The 20,890-nt window shown below is 49.5% G+C and carries 17 protein-coding genes, 2 tRNA genes and 1 pseudogene; 14 read left to right on the top strand and 6 right to left on the bottom strand.

The genetic code is table 11. From position 1 onward, the window contains the following. Positions 1 to 24: 24 nt before the first annotated feature. Complete coding sequence (locus IEX02_RS15370) at positions 25 to 504, bottom strand: zinc ribbon-containing protein (protein WP_188697107.1); 480 nt, start codon at positions 502 to 504, stop codon at positions 25 to 27. 189 nt (positions 505 to 693) lie between these two features. Between IEX02_RS15370 and leuS the strand changes: the two genes are divergently transcribed. From leuS to IEX02_RS15315, 11 genes and pseudogenes are all read left to right on the top strand, one after another. Further along, positions 694 to 3,279, top strand: coding sequence for a leucine--tRNA ligase (gene leuS, locus IEX02_RS15365; protein ID WP_188697103.1), 2,586 nt, complete (start codon positions 694 to 696; stop codon positions 3,277 to 3,279). Continuing rightward, positions 3,279 to 3,770: an LPS-assembly lipoprotein LptE gene (locus IEX02_RS15360; protein ID WP_188697101.1), complete on the top strand. Its 492-nt coding sequence runs from the start codon at positions 3,279 to 3,281 to the stop codon at positions 3,768 to 3,770. Before leuS ends, IEX02_RS15360 begins: the two co-directional genes overlap by 1 nt. Continuing rightward, a complete protein-coding gene (gene holA / locus IEX02_RS15355; protein ID WP_188697097.1) occupies positions 3,770 to 4,804 on the top strand; it encodes a DNA polymerase III subunit delta in 1,035 nt (344 codons plus the stop codon). The genes IEX02_RS15360 and holA overlap by 1 nt, the downstream gene beginning before the upstream one ends. Next, positions 4,801 to 5,451 carry a nicotinate-nucleotide adenylyltransferase gene (gene nadD, locus IEX02_RS15350; RefSeq protein WP_188697095.1) on the top strand — a complete coding sequence of 217 codons (651 nt, stop codon included), beginning with the start codon at positions 4,801 to 4,803 and terminating at the stop codon, positions 5,449 to 5,451. The genes holA and nadD overlap by 4 nt, the downstream gene beginning before the upstream one ends. 67 nt (positions 5,452 to 5,518) lie before the next feature. Beyond that, the gene (rsfS, locus tag IEX02_RS15345) at positions 5,519 to 5,836 is read left to right on the top strand and encodes a ribosome silencing factor (protein ID WP_188697092.1); all 318 of its coding nucleotides are present in this window, start codon (positions 5,519 to 5,521) and stop codon (positions 5,834 to 5,836) included. A gap of 6 nt (positions 5,837 to 5,842) precedes the next feature. Continuing rightward, on the top strand, positions 5,843 to 6,313 hold the full coding sequence (rlmH, locus tag IEX02_RS15340; protein ID WP_188697087.1) for a 23S rRNA (pseudouridine(1915)-N(3))-methyltransferase RlmH: 471 nt from the start codon (positions 5,843 to 5,845) through the stop codon (positions 6,311 to 6,313). A 21-nt stretch (positions 6,314 to 6,334) separates the two neighbouring features. Further along, positions 6,335 to 8,227 carry a penicillin-binding protein 2 gene (gene mrdA / locus IEX02_RS15335; protein WP_188697085.1) on the top strand — a complete coding sequence of 631 codons (1,893 nt, stop codon included), beginning with the start codon at positions 6,335 to 6,337 and terminating at the stop codon, positions 8,225 to 8,227. After that, on the top strand, positions 8,199 to 9,314 hold the full coding sequence (gene rodA, locus IEX02_RS15330; RefSeq protein WP_188697082.1) for a rod shape-determining protein RodA: 1,116 nt from the start codon (positions 8,199 to 8,201) through the stop codon (positions 9,312 to 9,314). The genes mrdA and rodA overlap by 29 nt, the downstream gene beginning before the upstream one ends. A 9-nt stretch (positions 9,315 to 9,323) precedes the next feature. Next, positions 9,324 to 10,130 (top strand): septal ring lytic transglycosylase RlpA family protein, encoded by an 807-nt coding sequence (locus IEX02_RS15325; protein WP_188697080.1) that lies wholly within the window; start codon positions 9,324 to 9,326, stop codon positions 10,128 to 10,130. 200 nt (positions 10,131 to 10,330) lie between these two features. After that, entirely contained in the window at positions 10,331 to 11,503 is a 1,173-nt protein-coding gene (locus tag IEX02_RS15320; RefSeq protein ID WP_188697077.1) for a serine hydrolase, read from the top strand. Positions 11,504 to 11,633: 130 nt separating this feature from the next. Further along, positions 11,634 to 13,014: pseudogene (locus IEX02_RS15315) on the top strand (IS4 family transposase). 27 nt (positions 13,015 to 13,041) lie between these two features. Here IEX02_RS15315 and IEX02_RS15310 read toward each other — a convergent pair. Beyond that, positions 13,042 to 13,902 carry a type 2 periplasmic-binding domain-containing protein gene (locus tag IEX02_RS15310; RefSeq protein WP_188697074.1) on the bottom strand — a complete coding sequence of 287 codons (861 nt, stop codon included), beginning with the start codon at positions 13,900 to 13,902 and terminating at the stop codon, positions 13,042 to 13,044. Between the two features lie 26 nt (positions 13,903 to 13,928). Further along, positions 13,929 to 14,579 carry a 7-carboxy-7-deazaguanine synthase QueE gene (queE, locus tag IEX02_RS15305; RefSeq protein WP_188697366.1) on the bottom strand — a complete coding sequence of 217 codons (651 nt, stop codon included), beginning with the start codon at positions 14,577 to 14,579 and terminating at the stop codon, positions 13,929 to 13,931. 139 nt (positions 14,580 to 14,718) lie between these two features. Between queE and queC the strand changes: the two genes are divergently transcribed. Beyond that, positions 14,719 to 15,378, top strand: a complete 660-nt coding sequence (gene queC / locus IEX02_RS15300; protein ID WP_188697072.1) for a 7-cyano-7-deazaguanine synthase QueC — start codon at positions 14,719 to 14,721, stop codon at positions 15,376 to 15,378. 31 nt (positions 15,379 to 15,409) lie between these two features. On the opposite strand, the gene IEX02_RS15295 is transcribed toward queC, so the two are convergent. The 3 genes from IEX02_RS15295 to IEX02_RS15285 all read right to left on the bottom strand — a co-directional run bounded on the left by IEX02_RS15295 (position 15,410) and on the right by IEX02_RS15285 (position 19,841). Beyond that, a complete protein-coding gene (locus tag IEX02_RS15295; protein ID WP_188697069.1) occupies positions 15,410 to 16,324 on the bottom strand; it encodes a LysR family transcriptional regulator in 915 nt (304 codons plus the stop codon). A 134-nt stretch (positions 16,325 to 16,458) separates the two neighbouring features. Continuing rightward, positions 16,459 to 18,462, bottom strand: coding sequence for an excinuclease ABC subunit UvrB (uvrB, locus tag IEX02_RS15290; protein WP_188697067.1), 2,004 nt, complete (start codon positions 18,460 to 18,462; stop codon positions 16,459 to 16,461). Then, positions 18,459 to 19,841, bottom strand: coding sequence for an MATE family efflux transporter (locus IEX02_RS15285; protein WP_373285020.1), 1,383 nt, complete (start codon positions 19,839 to 19,841; stop codon positions 18,459 to 18,461). The genes uvrB and IEX02_RS15285 overlap by 4 nt, the downstream gene beginning before the upstream one ends. A gap of 828 nt (positions 19,842 to 20,669) precedes the next feature. Between IEX02_RS15285 and IEX02_RS15280 the strand changes: the two genes are divergently transcribed. Together IEX02_RS15280 and IEX02_RS15275 are read left to right on the top strand one after the other, a co-directional pair. Beyond that, positions 20,670 to 20,746: transfer RNA gene (locus IEX02_RS15280), tRNA-Asn, on the top strand. 21 nt (positions 20,747 to 20,767) lie between these two features. Further along, positions 20,768 to 20,844: transfer RNA gene (locus IEX02_RS15275), tRNA-Asn, on the top strand. Positions 20,845 to 20,890 lie beyond the last annotated feature (46 nt).

Genomic DNA, 20,890 nt, shown 5'->3' with positions numbered 1-20,890 from the left:
TACTGGCTGGGCTGGTAAATGTGCTTACAAGGCTCTTGAAAATCGGCTGTGTCCACATTCAAGACAAGGGAGAATACGTTCAACATGGGTAACACTGTGTCGGTGATGGCATTGGGTACATTCCAACTCCCCTAATGCCACCAGCTCACCCGCGTGATAGATACCCTGATGTTGGATATCACGCAAAGACTCATGCAGCGCCAAACCACTCTTATCCGACGCGTCAGCGAGCAATGACCACAGTTTATCTTTGGTCGCCTGCCACCAGGGCGACGCATCTGCGTCCTGCTGCCAGTGATGGGCAAAGGTCTCCAGATCTCTGGTCAGCGTGTTCTCCAACAAACGAGCCTCTTCCTTGCTTAATTCCCCAGCTGCTTGCAGGTACGCTTTGGCTTTGGCCTGAATCTCCATCAGGTCTACCACATCCTGTTCCACCGAATGCACTACCCAGTCGGACATTTCTTCAAGCAACTTGCTGTACTGAGAAGAGTCACTTTTCTTCATGCTTTTACTCCTTATTACCAGTGCCTGTAACGAATAACGCGTCATCTTTACCAGGACATTTAAGCAAGGATATGGATATCGCTACCAGCGAAACCAGAGAAATCCCCCCTTGCTATTGTTCCTGACGGCCCCAGTGAAGTATTCTATGGGGCTAAACCTTTATCAACTTTTGTAGTTCGGAACCCAAGATTGATGGAAAGACAGTACAATCCCCAGCAGATAGAAAAAGACGCCCAACATTACTGGCAACAAAGCGGTCTATTCAAAGCCCTGCCAGATGATAACAAGGAGAAGTTCTACTGCCTTTCCATGTTCCCTTACCCAAGTGGCCGCTTACATATGGGTCACGTGCGTAACTACACCATAGGCGATGTGATCAGTCGTTTCCAGCGGATGCAAGGCAAGAATGTTATGCAGCCCATGGGATGGGATGCCTTCGGTCTGCCGGCAGAAAATGCCGCCATCGATAACAAGACCGCCCCCGCCAAATGGACCTACGCCAATATTGATTACATGAAAAATCAGCTGAAGTCCCTGGGTTTCGGCTACGACTGGGACCGCGAGCTGGCCACCTGTCAACCCGATTATTATCGCTGGGAACAGTGGTTCTTTACCCGCCTGTATGAAAAAGGCTTGGTGTATAAGAAAAACGCCACCGTAAACTGGGATCCTATTGACCAAACCGTACTGGCCAATGAACAGGTTATTGATGGTCGTGGCTGGCGCTCTGGTGCCCTGGTTGAGCGTAAGGAAATCCCACAGTGGTTTATCAAGATCACCGACTATGCCGAGCAATTGCTGGCCGACCTGGACAAGCTGGAAAACTGGCCGGATCAGGTTAAAGCCATGCAGCGTAACTGGATTGGTCGTTCCGAAGGTATTGAGATGACCTTCCAGGTCAAAGACGTTGACGCCAGTTTCGATATCTACACCACCCGTCCAGATACCTTGATGGGCGTGACTTACGTGGCCCTGGCTGCCCAGCATCCACTGGCATTGGAAGCGGCTAAGCAAAATCCACAATTGGCCGCCTTTATTGAAGAGTGCAAGAACACTAAAGTGGCCGAAGCCGATATGGCCACCATGGATAAAAAGGGCTGTGCCACAGGTATTACCGCTATCCACCCCATCACAGGTGAAGCGGTACCTGTGTGGGTAGCGAACTTTGTTCTGATGGACTATGGCTCTGGCGCAGTTATGGCTGTACCGGGTCACGACCAACGCGATTGGGAGTTCGCCACTAAATACGGCCTGAACATTAAACAAGTTATCGCTGCCAGCGATAACAGCGAGGTGGACTTGTCCAAAGCGGCCTACACAGAAAAAGGCCTGCTGGTAAATTCCGGCCAGTTCGACGGTCTGACCTCTGAGCAAGCCTTTGACGCTATTGCAGACAAGCTGAGCAGCGAAGGCAAAGGCCAGCGAAAAGTAAATTATCGCTTACGCGACTGGGGAGTATCCCGCCAGCGCTATTGGGGCACTCCCATTCCAATGCTGAATCTGCCCAATGGTGAATCTGTGCCTGTGGCAGCGGATGAGCTGCCGGTACGTCTGCCGGAAGATGTGGTGATGGACGGTGTAACCTCCCCCATCAAAGCGGACCCTGAGTGGCGTAAGGCCACTTATCAGGGACAACCCGCAGAGCGTGAAACCGATACTTTCGATACCTTTATGGAATCTTCCTGGTATTACGCCCGTTATTGCTCAGCCCAATTTAATCAAGGTATGTTAGATGCTAAGGAAGCCAATTATTGGCTACCAGTAGATCAGTATATCGGCGGTATTGAGCATGCAATCTTGCACCTGCTCTACTCGCGCTTTTTCCACAAATTATTGCGTGACGAGGGACTGGTCCAGTCCGACGAGCCGTTCAAACGCTTGTTGTGTCAGGGCATGGTATTGGCCGACTCTTTCTATCGCGAAGATGCCAAGGGCGCCAAGACTTGGTATTCACCGGCCGATGTCGATGTGGAGAAAGACGAAAAAGGACGGGTTGTGCGCGCTATATTGCGCAGTGATGGCCAGGAAGTGATTCATGGCGGCATGACCAAGATGTCCAAGTCAAAGAACAACGGCATCAACCCGCAAGAAGTGATTGACCTGTATGGTGCAGATACCATCCGCTTGTTTACTATGTTCGCGGCCCCACCAGAACAAACATTAGAATGGGTGGAATCTGGCGTGGAAGGTGCGAACCGCTTCCTGAAGCGTTTATGGAAACTGGTTCAGGATCATCTGGATGCAGGCGAGGTTACCAGCCTGGATAAAGCCGTATTAAATGGGGATCAAAAAGCCCTGCGCCGCGAAATCCATAAAACCATCGCCAAGGTGTCTGATGATATTGGTCGTCGCCAGACCTTTAATACCGCCATCGCCGCGGTAATGGAATTACTTAACCACTTACAACGTGCACCACAGGCAGATGCACAGGACCTGGCAGTAGTGCGTGAAGGTATTGAAGTCATTCTGACCTTGCTCAATCCTATTACTCCACATATCTGCCACAGCCTGTGGACTCAGCTTGGCCATCAGGACATTGAATTTAGCCCTTGGCCACAAGTGGATGAGTCTGCTCTGGTCGAAGATGAAAAACTCATCGTGGTTCAGGTTAACGGTAAAGTACGAGCCAAACTGACAGTGGCAGCCGATGCCACTCAGGAGCAAGTACAAGCCCATGCGCTTGAACAGGATAACGTACGCCAGCATACCGATGGTAAAACCCTGCGTAAGGTTATCTACGTGCCGGGTAAACTGCTTAACATTGTGGCCAATTAATGACTAGGCTGAGTCTCGTATTGGTTTCAGCATTGCTGCTGAGTGCATGTGGCTTCCATTTACGTGGAACCGGGTTGTTAGGCGACAAAGTCACCAAGGTGCATGTCGCCAGCGACAACCAACATGCCCCCCTGCCCAGAGCACTGAAAACCAGTTTGAAAGGCTACAAGGTGCAGGTATTGTCCTCCCCTCAGGAGGAGGACATTACCCTCTATCTTTACCCTGAAAAGTTGGAGCGCAGCTTGCTGTCCCTATTCTCTACCGGGCAGGTGGCCGAATACGAGCTCAATTACCATGTGCGCTTTGAAGTCATGCTGCCGGGACAGGATGCGCAGTTGTTGGAGTTCACTTTAAACCGTGAATACCAGGACGATCCTAATGCGGTACTGGCTAAGTCCAGAGAATTGAATCTGATTCTGGATGAATTGCGCAGGCAAGCGGCCGACCGCATCATCCGTCAGTTGAGCCAGTTAACCGAACAACAGCCCTGATGCAGCTTTATCCAAACCGGCTCAATGAGGCCCTTAACAAAGGTCTGTCGGCCTGCTACCTGATCTTCGGCGACGAACCGCAGCAGAAACTTGAGAGCCTGGAAGCTATTCGACAACAGGCTCGCCAGCAAGGATTTGATGAACGCACGTCTTTGGTCGCCGACACGGGGTTTAACTGGAATCAGTTGCTGGAAGCCAGTCAAACCTTGTCGCTGTTTGCCAGTCGGCAGATTATCGAAGTGGAAATGCCCAGTGGTAAACCCGGCGTTGAGGGTGCCAAAGTACTCACCCAATTGGCATTACAGCCTAGCCCTGATGTGCTGCTGATTTTACATGGCCCCCGCATCGGCAAAGACGTACAAAATGCCAAATGGTTTAAAAGCCTGGATAAGCAAGGAACCTATATTCCCTGTTACCCCTTGGAAGGTAAACAGCTAAACAGCTGGATAGCAGACCGCCTTCGTCGCGCTGGCCTGCAGGCCACGTCCGATGTGACTAAACTGCTCAGTGACTATTGCGAAGGCAATCTGCTGGCCGCACGCCAAGAAATTGATAAGCTTGCGCTTCTTTACCCAGCAGGTCAGCTTGACCGAGCTAAGGCCGAACAAGCCCTGGTTGATCAATCCCGTTTTAATGTTTTTCAACTGGTAGATGTACTGTTGGCCGGTGACGCGCAAAAAGCAGTTAAAATGCTGTATCGTCTGGAAAGCGAAGGGGTTGAACCCACTATTGTGTTATGGGCCCTAGTACGTGAATGGCAAACGCTGAGTAGTCTGCAGTTTGCCCGTAATCAGGGACAAAATCTGGCCGGGTTGTGGAACAAATATAAAATCTGGAGCAATCGTCAAGCTCTCTACCAGCAAGCCTTACAACGTTTAGATGCTGCACACCTTGAACAGATGCAACATAAACTGGGAAGCTTAGATCAGGCTCTGAAGCAATCCGCGCTAACCAGACCTTATGTGGAATTGTGCCATCTTTGCCTGCTTTTTATACCTATGCCATTGCAGGGGATCTCCCTGGAGTATACATGACTGAGGTCATCGCGTTATTTGGCGGCACCTTTGATCCTGTGCATATGGGCCACTTGTATGCGGTCTCCGATGCAGCCAAACAGGTTGGCTTAGACAAAGTTCGTCTGCTGCCCTGCCATATTCCACCGCACAAGCCTGGTCCAAAGGTCAGTGCAAGACATCGCTTGGCCATGCTGGAGCTGGTGTGCCAAGACTGGCCACTGTTTTCGGTGGACCCAAGAGAACTGAACCGCAACCTGCCCTCTTACACAGTGGAAACGTTGCGCCAGTACCGCCAGGAAAGCCCGGCGGCAGCATTGATTTTTATCATAGGAATGGACTCTCTAAAAAGTGTCGACACTTGGTATCATTGGCAGGAGCTACTCAAACTTTGCCACATACTTGTGTGCCAAAGAGGCGACTACCCGGCCGAGTTCAACCCTACTATTCAAACCCTGCTGCGTGAGCATCAAACAGATAACCCTGCGCGTTTAAAAGCGACCACCCATGGCCACATTTTGCTGGCGCAAACCCGGGCTGTTCGTCAGTCATCGACCGAGTTACGCCACATTTTGGCCAAGGGCCAACAACCGGATTTGTTGCCGCCGGCTGTTCTAACCTATATTCAGCAGCACAAGCTGTATCAGGTGCCTAACCAGCCATGTTAGAATGCGCGCCCTTTTTCGCGGCGGTCTGGCCGTGAACTGAGCCTTTTTTGTCTATTGAGGAGAACCTTTGGAACACGAACAGCTCAAACAATTTGTTATCGACAAGGTCGAGGATATGAAAGGACGCGATCTGATCGATTTGGACGTGGCCGAGAAATCCAGCATCACAGATACCATGCTGGTATGTTCAGGTAATTCAAAACGCCATGTAGTATCCATTGCCGAAAAAGTGGTGATGGAAGCCAAACTGGCCGGCATTACGCCACTGAGCATTGAAGGTCAGGATAGCGGTGAATGGGTACTGGTAGACTTTGGCGACGTTATCCTGCATGTGATGCAGGACGAAGCCCGTGATTTCTATCAACTGGAAAAACTCTGGGGCTAAGCCAAGGTGAAACTTCAACTTATCGCAGTAGGCACGAAAATGCCGGATTGGGTGGAGACCGGATACAACGAGTATGCTCGACGCTTTCCTTCAGATATGCCGCTGCAATTGGTAGAAATAGTCGCCGGTAAACGTGGCAAAAATGCCGACATTCAGCGTATTTTGCACAAAGAAGGCGAACAGATGCTGGCCGCTGTTCCTAAAGGTAACCGCATTGTGACCCTGGAGGTAACAGGGAAGCCCTGGGATACCGGTCAGTTGGCGCAGCAAATGCAGCGTTGGCAAATGGACGGACGCGATGTCAGCCTGTTGGTCGGAGGGCCAGAGGGATTGGCGCCGCAATGTATTCAGGCATCCGAGCAGAAGTGGTCGCTGTCGACCCTCACCCTGCCCCACCCGCTGGTACGTATCGTGCTGGCGGAAAGTCTTTACCGAGCCTGGTCATTGAATAATAATCACCCCTATCATAGGGAGTGAGGCGTGGAAAATTAGTCGTTAATGCCACCAAAACGCATAACCATCCGAGATCACAGTGCCGAAGCCAACTTGTTTGCCAGGCGCACCGTCATTACCCTGCTTGGTATTGTCGGCTTGTTGTGCATCCTCATCAGTAATCTTTACTATCTGCAGGTCACCCGCTTTCAGGACTACCAAACCCGTTCCAACGGGAATCGCATCAAGGTACTCCCCGTCGCGCCTAACCGTGGTCTGATTTACGATAGAAACGGCGAACTGCTGGCGGAGAACCGGCCCTCTTTCACACTGGAGGTGATTCCCGAGCAGGTTGATGATCTGGACAATACCCTGTTGGAGTTGGCCGAGCTGTTGGCTATTTCCGAAGAAGATATTGAAGACTTCCGCCAGGAGCTGAAAAGCCAGCGCCGCTTTAAACCTGTGGCCTTAAAGACACGTCTCAGTCATGAAGAAGTGGCAAAATTCTCAGCCAACCAACATAGGTATCCGGGCGTCTCGGTAGAAGCGCGTCTGACCCGACATTACCCCTATGCTGACACCCTGACCCATATGCTCGGCTATGTAGCCAAAATCAATAAAAAAGATCTGCAAAAGCTGGTAGAGGCTGGTCAGGAAGATAACTATGCCGCCACTTACAATATTGGTAAACAAGGGGTAGAAAAGTTCCACGAGGACAGATTACACGGCCAGGTTGGTTATCAGGAAGTAGAAGTGAATAACCAGGGACGGATCATTCGCACCCTGGAATTCCAGCCGCCTATTCCCGGCGAAGATATTGTGCTGAATATCGATGTTAAGCTGCAAAAAGTGATTCAGGATCTGATGGCTGGCTACCGTGGTTCAGTGGTTGTCATCGATCCCAATAACGGTGCTGTGTTGGCGCTCTATAGTAATCCTAGCTATGACCCTAACCTGTTTGTACATGGCATTAGCAGCAAAGATTATCGCAAGTTATTGCAGTCTCCCGACCGGCCACTAATAAATCGGGCCACCCAAGGACAATACCCTCCAGCCTCCACAGTAAAACCCCACCTGGCCTTATTGGGATTAGAGGAAGAAGTCATCACCCCACAAACCAAAATGTTTGATCGCGGCGTCTATCAGCTTAAAAACGTTGAACGCCCCTGGCGTGACTGGAAGAAATGGGGCCATGGCTGGGTTGATGTAACAAAATCCATTGAAGTGTCATGCGACACCTTTTTCTACGATCTCGCTTATCGCCTGGGTATAGATCGTATCAGCGATATGATGGTTAAATTCGGTTTTGGTGACTATACCGGCATCGACTTGTATGAAGAATCTGACGGCAATATGCCCAGCCGGGGCTGGAAACGGGCCAAGCACAATCAGCCGTGGTATATCGGCGACACTATTTCGGTAGGCATAGGCCAAAGCTACTGGACTACCACACCATTGCAGTTAGCCAAATCCGTTACCGTATTGGTTAATCAGGGGACCCGTTATGTGCCGCAGTTATTGCGCGGCCGCTATGTGGATGGGCAAATGCAGCTCAATGAACCCAGAGAACTCGCCCCGCTGGTTCTGAAACATCCAGAGAACTGGGATGTGGTAATGGATGCTATGTACGGTACAGTTAATCGCCAGCATGGTACTGCCCGTAAGGCCTTTAGAAACACTAAATATATTTCCGCTGGTAAAACAGGGACGGCCCAGGTCATCAGTATTGCTGACGGCGAAGAGTATGACGCTGAGAAAATTGCCGAGCATCACAGGGATAACGCTATGTATATTGGCTATGCCCCTTATGACGACCCACAAATTGTGATCACCGTTGCCATGGAGAATGCCGGTGGTGGCAGCTCTCAGGCCGCGCCAATTGCACGCCAAATAATGGATTATTTCTTCACTATCCACCCACTTGAGTCTTATGCAGAAAACCAAGTTAGACCCGAATAAGCGCAGTATCTGGCAAAAGATACATATTGACCTGCCGCTGTTGCTGGGTTTGCTCACCTTGATGGGTGTCGGCTTGTTTGTGATCTACAGTGCCGGCGGCCAGGACTGGGATTTAATCAAGCGCCAGCTGATCCGTCTGACCTTAGCATTAGGCGTTATGTTTGTCGTCGCGCAGATCCCACCTTTGGCTTACCGGCGTTTATCGGTGCATTTTTACGTGGTTGGCATATTAATGCTGGTCGCGGTATTGGCCATAGGTACTGTTGGAAAAGGCGCTCAGCGCTGGCTGGATTTAGGGTTTATGCGCTTTCAGCCATCTGAGATTATGAAACTGGCCGTTCCCATGATGATGGCCTGGTATATCAGCCGCTTTAATCTTCCGCCCAGGTTACTGCATATTGTTGGTGGTTTTCTTCTGCTGGTGGTGCCTACCTTACTTATCGCCAAACAACCAGATTTAGGCACTTCATTGCTCATCGCCAGCGCCGGGCTTTTCGTGCTGTTTCTGGCCGGGATGAGCTGGAAACTAATAGGTTCAGTGGCAGTATTAGCCTCTGCCTTTGCGCCCGTAATGTGGTTTTTCCTGATGAAAGACTACCAAAAGCAGCGTGTGTTAACCTTTTTGAATCCGGAGTCCGATCCTCTCGGCTCGGGCTACCACATTATTCAGTCAAAAATTGCCATAGGTTCGGGTGGCTTCTCGGGTAAAGGATGGCTGCACGGTACACAGTCACAGTTGGAATTTCTGCCCGAGCGCCATACGGATTTTATCTTCGCGGTATTCAGTGAGGAATTTGGCTTTACCGGCATCCTGCTGTTGCTGGCATTGTATTGCTTTATCATTGTCCGCGGCATGATCATTGCCATGCGCGCCCAAGATGCCTACAGTAAACTATTGGCTGGCAGCCTGACCCTAACATTCTTCGTATATGTATTTGTTAATATGGGCATGGTTTCCGGCATATTGCCAGTGGTGGGGGTTCCCTTACCACTGGTCAGTTACGGGGGGACATCAATGGTGACATTATTAGCCGGATTTGGCATGCTGATGGCTATTGGTACACAACGACGCCTGTTATCCAGATAGAAGTACGATATGAGACTATTGTTGGCCATTTGCCTGATGACCTTGGTTGCTGCTTGCAGTACTGCCCCTACAGGGCGCTATAGCCAGCGACATGATTCTGCTCCTCATCGTCTGCCCACGCAAATTTCATTGCAGGATGCCGTACCAGCCTACGAAGATTACAGCCGTGGCGGTAACGCCCCCTATCAAGTCTTTGGTCAACATTACACCCCCATAGAGACAGCCAAAAACTTCCAACAACAAGGGGAAGCCTCCTGGTATGGTCAGAAATTTCACGGCCACCTGACATCTAATGGTGAGATTTATGACATGTATGCCATGACAGCCGCCCATAAAACCTTGCCGCTCCCCTCTTTCGTAAGGGTTACAAACCTGGTTAACAATAAGCAGGTCATCGTCAGAGTTAATGACCGTGGGCCCTTCCATGGTGGACGTGTTATAGATCTCTCCTACGCCGCAGCCATGAAACTGGATATGCTCAAAACAGGCACAACCAAAGTCAAACTCGATGCCATCCATGTTGAATCAGATGGCACGGTCCTGATAGCGGGTGAACCGCAAATACCACCGCTTAAACCAGTGGACAGCTTGGCCTGGTTTGTTCAAGTCGCCGCTCTGTCAGACGGTGCGCGAGCCCAACAATTGGCCAAGGGCCTTGAAACTCTTTACCAACTGCCGACTCACGTACCACACGATCAGGGCATTTATCGACTACGCCTGGGGCCACTGAATAACGAAGGGCATGCCAGACAACTGATAGAAGAACTAAAGCGCAACGGATACGAGAAGGCATATCCTCTGTATGCCCCGCATTAAAACCGCAAGCTTGACGAGAAAAGCAGTCAATTAAGGTAAGTTGCGGCACTTTTTCGGCTAAATACACTCTAAAACTCGCTAACCTGGCGGCACAAAGCAAATGATTAATGTTATATTGTCGCCCAGCCTGTGATTGGCGCGGATCCCGTCTGGGATCGGCACTCGACAGAACATGACAGATACAAAAAAGTGGACGGGTAATGCTTAAAACCAAACTTTCTTCGACAAGACTAATTGTCAGCTTCATTTTTCTACTCTTCAGCACCATTTCCTATGCGGCAGTGGTGATCCCCAGCCCTCCGGAAGTGGCAGCCAAGGGGTATGTCCTGATGGACTACAATACTGGTAAAGTCATTGCAGAAAGCAACGCGGATATCCGTCTGGCGCCCGCCAGCCTGACAAAAATTATGACCGCGTACGTTATCGGTATGGAGCTCAAAAGCGGTGCCATCAAAATGGATGACATGGTCACTGTGTCACAAAATGCCTGGGCCAAAAACTTCCCTGAATCGTCGAAAATGTTTATCGAAGTAGGTAAGCAGGTCAAAGTATCTGATTTGCTGCACGGCATTATCGTGCAGTCGGGCAATGATGCTTGCGTTGCCATGGCAGAACATATTGCTGGCAGCGAAGACGCCTTTGCCAGCATGATGAACAGCTATGCCGAAAAACTGGGCATGAGTTCCTCCCACTTCGCCAACAGTCATGGTTTGGACGATGCCGAGCTTTATACCACGCCCCGCGATATGGCATTGCTGTCCGCCGCCATTATCCGCGATGTGCCGCAGGTATATCAGGTGTATTCAGTGAAAGAGTTTGAATACAACGGCATCAAACAGTACAACCGCAACGGCTTGCTGTGGGACAAGAGTTTAAATGTTGATGGTATTAAGACCGGTCACACCAATGACGCTGGCTACAGCCTGATTACGTCAGCCATTCAGGATGATATGCGTTTGGTATCCGTGGTTATGGGAACTGACAGTGAACGCACCCGTAAGGAAGAAAACCGCAAATTGCTGAAATACGGCTTCAGATTTTTTGAAACTATTGTGCCTTACAAGGCCGGTGAGAGCTTTGTTTCTCACAAAATCTTTATGGGCGACAAAGACACCGTAGATTTGGGTATCACGGCTGACACCCCCATTACGATCCCACGCGGACAACGCAAAAATCTGGAAGCTAATTTTGAACTTAACAAAAAGCTGGAAGCTCCTCTTGCCAAAGGTGAGGTTGTGGGTACCTTGTATCTGCAACTGGACGGCGAGGATGTTGCCCAATATCCATTGGTGACTTTGCAGGAAGTTCAGGAAGGCGGGCTATTTAAACGCCTGATGGACTGGGCCAAAATGAGCGTGGGTCTGGACGGCTAAGCAGCATTAAAAAAGGGGCCTCAGCCTGTCTTTTCTACACAAATCCCTCGGCATTGCCGGGGGATTTTTTTTGAACTCTTTTTACCTGTTGTGATCTTCCACTTTGACATTGAGAGTGGAGGAATACGCAATGCTTATAAATTCAAGCGATTGGGCTTACGATACATTCCAACATGCAAAGCTAGGTGACCAGCGACGCGTTCATCGATTAGTTCGCTTGGCGGGCGCGCTAGCCGACCAACTTGGAAAATCTATTGTGAAAGCCTCTAGCAGTTCTGCGGAAATAGAAGCGGCCTACCGCTTCGTTCGTAATCCCGCCATTGATGCCGATGCGATTGCCGATGCCGGATTTCAGGCGACAGCAAAGTTTGTCTGCGAATTTGACACTGTTTTGGCCCTTGAAGACACCACCTCGTTGAATTTTAACCACGCCAGTGTGCACGATGAGTTGGGTCATATTACGTCTCACAAGTCATCCCGAGGGATGCAGGCGCATTCTATCTTGCTTTACGCGCCGCATGAGCATCATGTTCTGGGGTTAATTGAGCAAACTCGATGGACAAGAGACGTCGAGCAGATGGGACAACACAAACGCGCAACTCAGCGGCCGTATCACGAAAAAGAGAGTGTTAAGTGGGAGCGTGCCTCAAGGCATATGGCCACGCGTCTGGGAGCCGACATCTCTCGGGTCATCTCGGTCTGTGACCGCGAATCAGACGTGATTGAATACCTAAAATACAAATGTGAACACCAGCAACGTTTTGTGGTGCGTTCTATGTTGAGTCGTCATATTGAAGAAGCAGGTAATAAGCTCTACGCCTATGGCGCGGCATTGCATAGCGCAGGCACACGACAAGTCGTCATCCCCCAGAAGGGAGGGCGTAAAGCCCGCGTAGCGACCTGCGATGTCCGTTACGCCCCTGTGACAATCAAAATGCCATCGAACAAATCAGGTACATCGACACCACTGTACTACGTAAGCTGTATCGAGCAAGCTCATGCTGATGGGCTTAGCTGGCACCTGTTAACGACGGAAAACGTGCAGTCCAAAGCCGAAGCAGAGCGCATCATTACGTATTATGAAAGGCGTTGGTTGGTAGAAGAGTTTCACAAGGCATGGAAAAGTGGCGGTACACAGGTTGAAAAACTGCGCATGCACAGCAAAGACAATCTGGAGCGTATGATAGTGGTCCTGGCGTTTATTGCCGTAAGGGTACATCAGCTTCAATTCATGGGCATGGATAAAACGCAGGCGGAACAACAAAGTTGTGAAGTCATATTGAGCAATATCGAGTGGAAGCTGCTGTGGAAAAAGCGGGAGAAAGGCAGCCTTCCCAAGCAGCCTCCAAGCTTGCGCTGGGCCTATCTAAACATAGGTAAGCTGGGTGGTTGGCATGACAGTAAACGAAATGGCAGAGTGGGATGGCAATCCCTGTGGGAAGGATGGTTCAAATTACGAACCATCCTTGAGGGGGTATGAGCTGGCCCAGTCCCTTGATACCGAAATGTGATCAAGAGACAGGCGTCAGCCCCTTTTCTTATTCTGGTACCGGATGCCAGAGTTCTTTTCTCGACAATGGTGTTTGCGCAGGCAGTATGGGGTTATCCAGATGCAAAATAGTGCGCTGCTCCAACCCGGCATTTTCCAGCATGGCTTTGTGCTCGAACATAAATAGCTCGTCAAACTTGCCGTTGGCAATGATCTTCTCCAGACCACTTTCAATCAACTTGGCCAACACCACATTCTTACGATTCACAAAGAAGTAGGTGGCAGTGGGATAATAGAGTCCAACATTGCTGTCGATGCTCAAGGGTTGCTGATCAACATGCAATTCGAATTCATACCAAATCTCCACCACAGAACGCGGCAGAAAATCACCACGTTCCTGTTGTAGTGAATAAAACAACTGGTCGTAGTCTTCGGCCATTACCACATCAAAACCATTGGCTTGCAAAATCTTAGTATCCGGCCAATCACTGCCGGAAATAGGACGGAAGTTCAGCAAAGCTTGCAGATTATTAATATTGGTGAAGTTGGCACGACTGCCTATTTTTACTAATGGCAAACGTAACCCAATCAGGCCTTTGAATATGGGGATCCGAATAGGCAGCAACTCTTCTTCTCGCTGGTTATCCGTCATGCTCCACAGCACGTTGATTTCCCGGTTAGATTCCAACTGACTGATAGCTTTCCCCTGCAGCATGATTCTGTCACTGGCGGTCAGCTTAAAATTAACCCCGGTGTGTTCCAGCGCCAGGGTCAGTAGTTCCACCGGATAACGAGTACGATCATCCAACTCAGACATCGGCCTTGGGTAAACAATATTCCAGGTGGCAGCGGTCGCCGCACCGCTAAACCACACCCCGGCTAATGCCAGTAAAAGTTTGGATTTCAACATATTATTCTCGTTACATCCGCCTCGACCTATTCTATGCCGATATACTTGTGAGTTTGAAGGGATAAACGCCAATTACGCTCGATACAGGTCGCCACCGCCAGATCTGTAGCGCGCTTCTGCTGGCTGATAGGCTGCAGGAAAACTTGTGCGCCTGGGTTGGTCGCCTCTCTTGCTAACAAGGTATCTAATTCATCAATATGCTTAGCCATGGCCACAGGATGCTTAATTTCATCAGCGCGCGCTAATGCCTGATCCAGGATCTCATAGCCCCCTTGCATATTAACTTTAGGAGATAGGGTCACCCAAGTCTTGTCGTGCACGAGGATCTCAAAAGTACCGCTAGTCTCTATTTGGACCGAGTAGCCGGCATCAATCAATACCGAGGTCAACAGCCTAAGATCATACATGGCAGGTTCGCCACCGGTGATCACCACATGTCTGGCCTTATAACCTTGAGAAACAAAAAGCTGTAATAATCCTTCAGCATTGTCACTAAACCAGCTGTCGTCCGGTTCCGACTTACTTAACACTTGCTGGGCTGCATGTTCGCGCTCAGGATCAACCTCCCAAGTATGTTTAGTATCACACCATGGGCATCCGACCGGGCACCCTTGCAGGCGAATAAAAATGGCCGGCACGCCGGTAAAGCTGCCCTCTCCCTGAATGGTTTCGAACATTTCATTGATTTTCAGGCTGTTACTCAAAAGAAGTTCCTGCGGTTGAATTACATTGGTGGTCGACTCTGAACATAGAGCCAGACCGGGCAAAACTGGTATGATTAGCACCAAGTTGGCAGATTATAGAGAAGGCAGCCAAATGGCACAAAAAGTAGTAGTGATTTTTTCCGGGGGGATGGACTCCTTCACCGTTTTGAACAAAGCCCATCGTGAGGGCTATGAGTTGTATGCGCTGTCTTTTGACTACGGTCAACGCCACAAGAAAGAACTCGTCTATGCGGCGAAAGTGTGTGAGGAATTAGGTATCCACCATAAGGTGGTGGACATCAGCGCCATTAACCAACTGATCGGGAACTCTTCCCTGACCAGTCAGGATATTGATGTTGCCGAAGGACACTATGCAGCAGAAAACATGAAAAACACCGTGGTGCCCAATCGCAATATGATTCTGCTATCTATGGCGGTAGGCTACGCAGTGTCGCTTGGCGCCAGCAAAGTCTATTATGGTGCCCACTCCGGCGACCATAACATCTACCCCGACTGTCGCCCGGAATTCGTGATTAAAATGAATGAAGTATGCGCCATCGCCAACTATGAACCAGTGGAAATCGTCAGCCCTTATCTAAACGTGAGTAAAATAGCCATCCTCACCGATGGGTTAGCCATGGGACTGGATTACAGCCAAACCTGGACCTGCTATAACGGCAGAGATAAAGCCTGCGGACAATGTGGCGCCTGCAATGAGCGCCTGGAAGCTTTTGCTGAAAACGGGGTAACCGACCCGCTCCCCTACGAATAACAGTAAAAAGCCGCCTCTGTGGTGGCTTTTATCAGCTATTTTTAGTGGCGAAGTAGGCCAACTCCCGAATACAGTGCTTCAACACCGGATTGAGAATGGTATTTTTGCCATTGATGGCATAAAACTCGTGCTTAAAACTAAAGTCCACACCACCCACCTGCACTAACCCCAGCCCTGGATTGCTATTAACCAGTGAATGCGGCAGCAACCCGAGATAATTGCCGGTCAATATCGCCGCCATACATGACTCAAAGGAGTCAGAAAAGGTGTGAATCGACATGCGCTGATTTTCGCCAATGTAATTAGACGAAGACAACCCCGTAATACCGATGGAAGCATAATCCTCCAGTCGCACTTTATCAGGAAACTCTTCTCTATATTTGGCCAGTGGATGCGATTCATGGCAGTACAGTCCGCCACTATTGGCGACGCCAAGCGGATGAAATACCAAGGACTCTGGTTTGACCATATCGTAACTGGACACCACCAGATGACATTCGCCAGACAAGGCCACATGCTCCACTTCGTTGTAGAGACGCGTTTGGATATTAAAGTGAATATCATCAAACTTCTGCATGGTGCTCTTGACCGCCTGGCTAACGGCCTGGGACAAACTCAGCGGTAAACTGGACATCAGTACCAGCGTAATATGCCCCGAGTAGTCATCATGTAAACTTTTGAGATTAAAAACGAAGTTATCAAAGGCATTAAAAATGCGCTTGGTTTCCTGGAAAACCACTTCGCCTTCCTTGGTCATTTGAAAACCACCACGACCGCGATGACACAACACCAAATCCAATCGCTCTTCCAATTTTTTGATGGCGGCACTAATGTTGGGTCGCTGCATACGCAGCACAGGCTCAGCGGCGGTAAAACCATTGCAGGATGCCACAGCGTAAAACACCCTCAACAACTTGATATCAGATTCTTGTAGTCTGTTTAGCATATCGGTCCAGATCTTATAGGTATGCCAAAAGATACTACACTTGTTTAGACCAGCCTGGCAAACAACAATTTATCGGTTTCGGGTATATTTCACAGCCCTGTAACCTGCACTCACCGCTTAGATTGGCTATTTTGTCATGAAATAGCGACTAACTGCTGGCGTAATTGCTCGATCTGGTCGCGTACTGCAGCCGCCTGTTCAAACTCCAACTCCCTGGCATGTTTAAACATTTTATCTTCCAGTTCACCAATCTCATGCAACAACTTGTCTGGCGATTGAGCTGCATAGCCTTTACGATTCTCAGCCACGTTAGCCTGTCGCTCGGTTCGCTTACGCTCACCTAAGTCCATCACATCGGTAACAGGTTTATTCAGCCGTTGTGGCTGAATACCATGTTCCAGGTTATGGGCTTGCTGCTTTTCACGGCGTCGGTTGGTCTCGTCAATAGCACGCTGCATCGAGCCTGTTATCACATCGGCGTAGAGTATCGCCCTGCCATTCGGGTGTCGGGCCGCACGGCCAATAGTCTGAATCAAAGAGCGATCTGAACGTAAAAAACCTTCCTTATCCGCATCCAGTATGGCCACTAGCGAGACCTCTGGCATATCCAGGCCCTCTCGCAATAAGTTGATTCCCACCAATACATCGAACTTGCCCAGACGCAGATCACGGATAATTTCCATCCGTTCTACCGTATCGATATCAGAATGCAGGTAACGAACCTTTACCCCATGCTCGTCCAGGTAATCACTTAAATCTTCAGCCATACGTTTGGTCAGGGTTGTCACCAACACCCGTTCATCCAAGGCCACTCTTTTGTGCACCTCGGATAGCAAATCGTCCACCTGAGTCCCCACCGGACGAATCTCCAACTCAGGATCCACCAGACCAGTGGGCCTGACCACCTGCTCCACCACATCGCCGGCCGATTTCTCCAGCTCATATTTACCTGGTGTAGCCGACACATAAACGGTTTGGGGAGACAGTTGTTCAAACTCTTCAAATTTAAGGGGACGATTGTCTAATGCCGAAGGTAAGCGAAAGCCGTATTCCACCAGCGTTTCCTTACGCGAGCGGTCGCCTTTATACATGGCACCAATCTGTGACACCGTGACGTGTGACTCATCAATAAAAAGTAACCCATCTGCCGGAAAATAATCTATCAGGGTTGGCGGTGGCTCACCCGGAGCCCGTCCGGACAGGTAGCGTGAGTAGTTTTCTATCCCTGAGCAATAACCAAGCTCAAGCATCATTTCGATATCAAACTGGCAGCGCTGAGCAATACGTTGCTCCTCGATGAGTTTGTTCACGCTTTTCAGTTGCTCGCGTCTTTCTTTGAGCTCAACCTTGATATGCTCAATGGCATCCAGGATTTTTTCCCTTGGGGTCACATAGTGGGTTTTAGGGAATACCGTGGCCCGAGCTACCGATTTCTCCACCGCCCCGGTCAGCGGATCAAACAGACTGATCTTTTCAATCTCCTCGTCAAACAATTCGACCCTGACGCCCTGTCGATCGGAATCAGCCGGAAAAATATCAATCACATCCCCACGTACACGAAAAGTACCGCGCTCAAAGCTCACATCATTACGGGTATATTGCAGCTCGGCCAGACGACGCAAGATGTCGCGCTGGTCCATCAGGTCTCCTTGGCGCAGATGTAACAACATCTTCATATAGGACTCAGGATCACCCAAGCCATATATGGCGGATACGCTGGACACTATTACCACATCACGGCGCTCCATCAAGGCTTTGGTGGCAGATAAACGCATTTGCTCAATGTGATCGTTGATAGACGCATCTTTCTCTATAAAGGTGTCGGTAGTAGGAACATAGGCTTCAGGTTGGTAGTAGTCGTAATAAGAAACGAAATACTCCACCGCATTGTTGGGGAAAAACTCTTTCATTTCCCCATACAATTGAGCGGCAAGCGTTTTATTGTGAGCCAAAATCAAGGTAGGACGCTGCACTTTCTCAATCACGCTGGCCATGGTAAAGGTCTTACCGGACCCGGTAACCCCCAGCAAGGTTTGACAAGCCAGGCCATTATCCAGTCCGTCGACCAATGCCTCAATGGCTTTGGGCTGGTCACCTGCTGGACGATAATTGGCTTTCAGTTCAAATCCACGGCTCATCCGGCCACCTCCTGTGCTTGCTGCAATTGATGCTCTTCTTCCAACAAACGTTTAAACCACAAAAATGCCACCAAGGCCGTGAGTACATTGGCGAGAATACCGGCCACGAACATGCCAGGTAAGGCATACAAACGGCTGCCAAGGTAAGAAATCGGCACAAAAAACACAAATAAACGCAACAAGCTCAGTAACAGTGCACTCATGGGCTTGTGCATGGCATTAAAAGACGAGTTAGTCAGGATAATAATGCCCTGCAAACCATACCCAAGTGGCACTATCATCAAAAATAGCTGGATCAGGTCGGCCACGCGCTGCTCCTCAGCAAAGGTCATGGCGATCAGCGGCGATGCCAACCAAAGCAGTAAAAAGATCCCAAACTGCCACAGCATAACGAATCGCATACACAGCATGTAACCTTCTTTCACCCTATCTATCCGGCCAGCACCAAAATTCTGACTGATAAAAGGCGGTAAACTCATAGACAGCGCCAGCACGACAATACAAGCGATAGACTCCAATCGGTTTCCCACCCCCCAGGTTGCCACAGCTTCTGCACCGTAGGTCGCCACAATCGCGGTCAGAACCCCATTAGCGACAGGTGTCAGCATATTAGCTCCCGCTGCCGGTAGACCAATCTTTAACACCGCGCGGCTGGTCATGCGAAACTCACTCAGTGTTAACAGACGTGGCAAGATCAAGCCTCTTTGAACCAGCAAATACAGGATATAAACACAGCCAGCGATCCAGGCGATCATGGTGGCCAATGCCGCCCCTTGTATACCCAGAGCTGGAAAGGGTCCCCAGCCAAAGATCAACAGAGGATCTAAAATCGCATTAATAAGTCCCCCTGCGGCCATCACGGCGCTGGGGGTTTTAGTATCACCAGAGGCTCTGAGTACGGCATTACCCACCATAGGCAAGGCGAGAAAAATACCCGCCACATACCAGATATGCATATAGTCGCGTATATGCACAAGTTGAGACTCGGACGCGCCCAACAAACGAAATACCGGTTCGATAGAGAAAAAGCCGATTACGGCCAGCAATCCGACCAGTAAAAAAGACAGCATCAGGGCACCACTGCCAAACTCCCTGGCCAGATGCGCATTACCGGCCCCCAAGTAACGGGCAATAGTTGCAGAGGTGCCGATACCCAAACCAATATTCAAGCTGATGACCGTAAAGGTAACCGGAAAAGTGAAACTGATTGCCGCTAACTCATCCGTCCCTAGCAAACTGACAAAAAACGTATCTACCAACCCAAAGGTCATCAGCATCACCATACCCATAATCATGGGAAGGGTCATTTGCTTCAAGGTGGTAGCTATGGGGCGATTAATCAAATCATGGCTGGCGGAAGATCGCACTGTGTCGCTCAATCAGTAAATTGGCCTTCCATAATAAGGGAGGAGCCTCAGAAGACCAACTGATCGATACAGAACATTTGTATGGAAATATGAGTGTTAGCGTAATTTCTGACGTGGTTTAATGGCGGCAGGTTAAGTCAAGCACAATAGCCGGAAGAACCTCATCAGCGAGTTTAATCAACTGATTTACTGGATAATTTAATTTCTACAAACAAAAACAACTAACAAGGAATGTACATTCGCGTGCAAAATTCGGCCAAGATGTCCAACCATTCACCAAGAAACAACATAAAGCATTGTTAAATAAGCACTTTATCAAAATAATCAAGATTTCTACACCTGCCCCCTTGACAGCATTTTTACTGCGCTCAGCGCATTTTCTCCCGATTCATCAACATAGTTATCCACAGATTTAGTGGATAACTCCTGTCTGCCCAGTGGCCTCGCGTTTTTCACCCCACTGTGGACAAAAAATGGTAAGTCGCCACTAACCTTTGGGACGCCAGTGCTATGTTGCAGTTTTGTTAAACACTGTTTGCCTATACAGCCTGCAAGGGTTTTGTAATAACAAATTTGGATAAGCGGTCGTTTTTTATTCCCATCATAGATCCTTACCCCACACACTTGATGTCCGGCCAGGATCGTCTAGATCCTCACAATCACATCGATGCCCAAGGGGCGAACTTTCCACCTGTTTGCCTAGCAAATAGCCAAACAGTCATAAAGTGGTAAAATTTATTAATTCCGCTGTTGACACCCTTAGGGCAGCTCATTAATATTCGCCTCCGTTGAAACGGCCCTTCTAACGTTAGAAATGTCGCTTCAATAGTGAATATCTGCTCCCCCTTAGCTCAGTTGGTTAGAGCGACGGACTGTTAATCCGCAGGTCCCCCGTTCGAGTCGGGGAGGGGGAGCCAAATTCACTAATACATTTCTGTTCCCCCTTAGCTCAGTTGGTTAGAGCGACGGACTGTTAATCCGCAGGTCCCCCGTTCGAGTCGGGGAGGGGGAGCCACTCCTAGGCTAAAATTCTCCTTATCTCTTTGCTAAGCCGCACTATA

Source organism: Bowmanella pacifica (genome assembly GCF_014645355.1).
Lineage (GTDB): Bacteria > Pseudomonadota > Gammaproteobacteria > Enterobacterales > Alteromonadaceae > Bowmanella > Bowmanella pacifica.
This window is presented reverse-complemented; position numbering and strand designations above follow the sequence as displayed.

Bases quoted from the DNA above. Each gene is read 5' to 3' on its own strand.
- IEX02_RS15370 (WP_188697107.1), bottom strand. From the start codon at position 504: ATGAAGAAAAGTGACTCTTCTCAGTACAGCAAGTTGCTTGAAGAAATG.
- IEX02_RS15360 (WP_188697101.1), top strand. From the start codon at position 3,279: ATGACTAGGCTGAGTCTCGTATTGGTTTCAGCATTGCTGCTGAGTGCA.
- holA (WP_188697097.1), top strand. From the start codon at position 3,770: ATGCAGCTTTATCCAAACCGGCTCAATGAGGCCCTTAACAAAGGTCTG.
- nadD (WP_188697095.1), top strand. From the start codon at position 4,801: ATGACTGAGGTCATCGCGTTATTTGGCGGCACCTTTGATCCTGTGCAT.
- mrdA (WP_188697085.1), top strand. From the start codon at position 6,335: ATGCCACCAAAACGCATAACCATCCGAGATCACAGTGCCGAAGCCAAC.
- rodA (WP_188697082.1), top strand. From the start codon at position 8,199: ATGCAGAAAACCAAGTTAGACCCGAATAAGCGCAGTATCTGGCAAAAG.
- IEX02_RS15325 (WP_188697080.1), top strand. From the start codon at position 9,324: ATGAGACTATTGTTGGCCATTTGCCTGATGACCTTGGTTGCTGCTTGC.
- IEX02_RS15320 (WP_188697077.1), top strand. From the start codon at position 10,331: ATGCTTAAAACCAAACTTTCTTCGACAAGACTAATTGTCAGCTTCATT.
- IEX02_RS15310 (WP_188697074.1), bottom strand. From the start codon at position 13,902: ATGTTGAAATCCAAACTTTTACTGGCATTAGCCGGGGTGTGGTTTAGC.
- queE (WP_188697366.1), bottom strand. From the start codon at position 14,579: ATGTTCGAAACCATTCAGGGAGAGGGCAGCTTTACCGGCGTGCCGGCC.
- queC (WP_188697072.1), top strand. From the start codon at position 14,719: ATGGCACAAAAAGTAGTAGTGATTTTTTCCGGGGGGATGGACTCCTTC.
- IEX02_RS15295 (WP_188697069.1), bottom strand. From the start codon at position 16,324: ATGCTAAACAGACTACAAGAATCTGATATCAAGTTGTTGAGGGTGTTT.
- uvrB (WP_188697067.1), bottom strand. From the start codon at position 18,462: ATGAGCCGTGGATTTGAACTGAAAGCCAATTATCGTCCAGCAGGTGAC.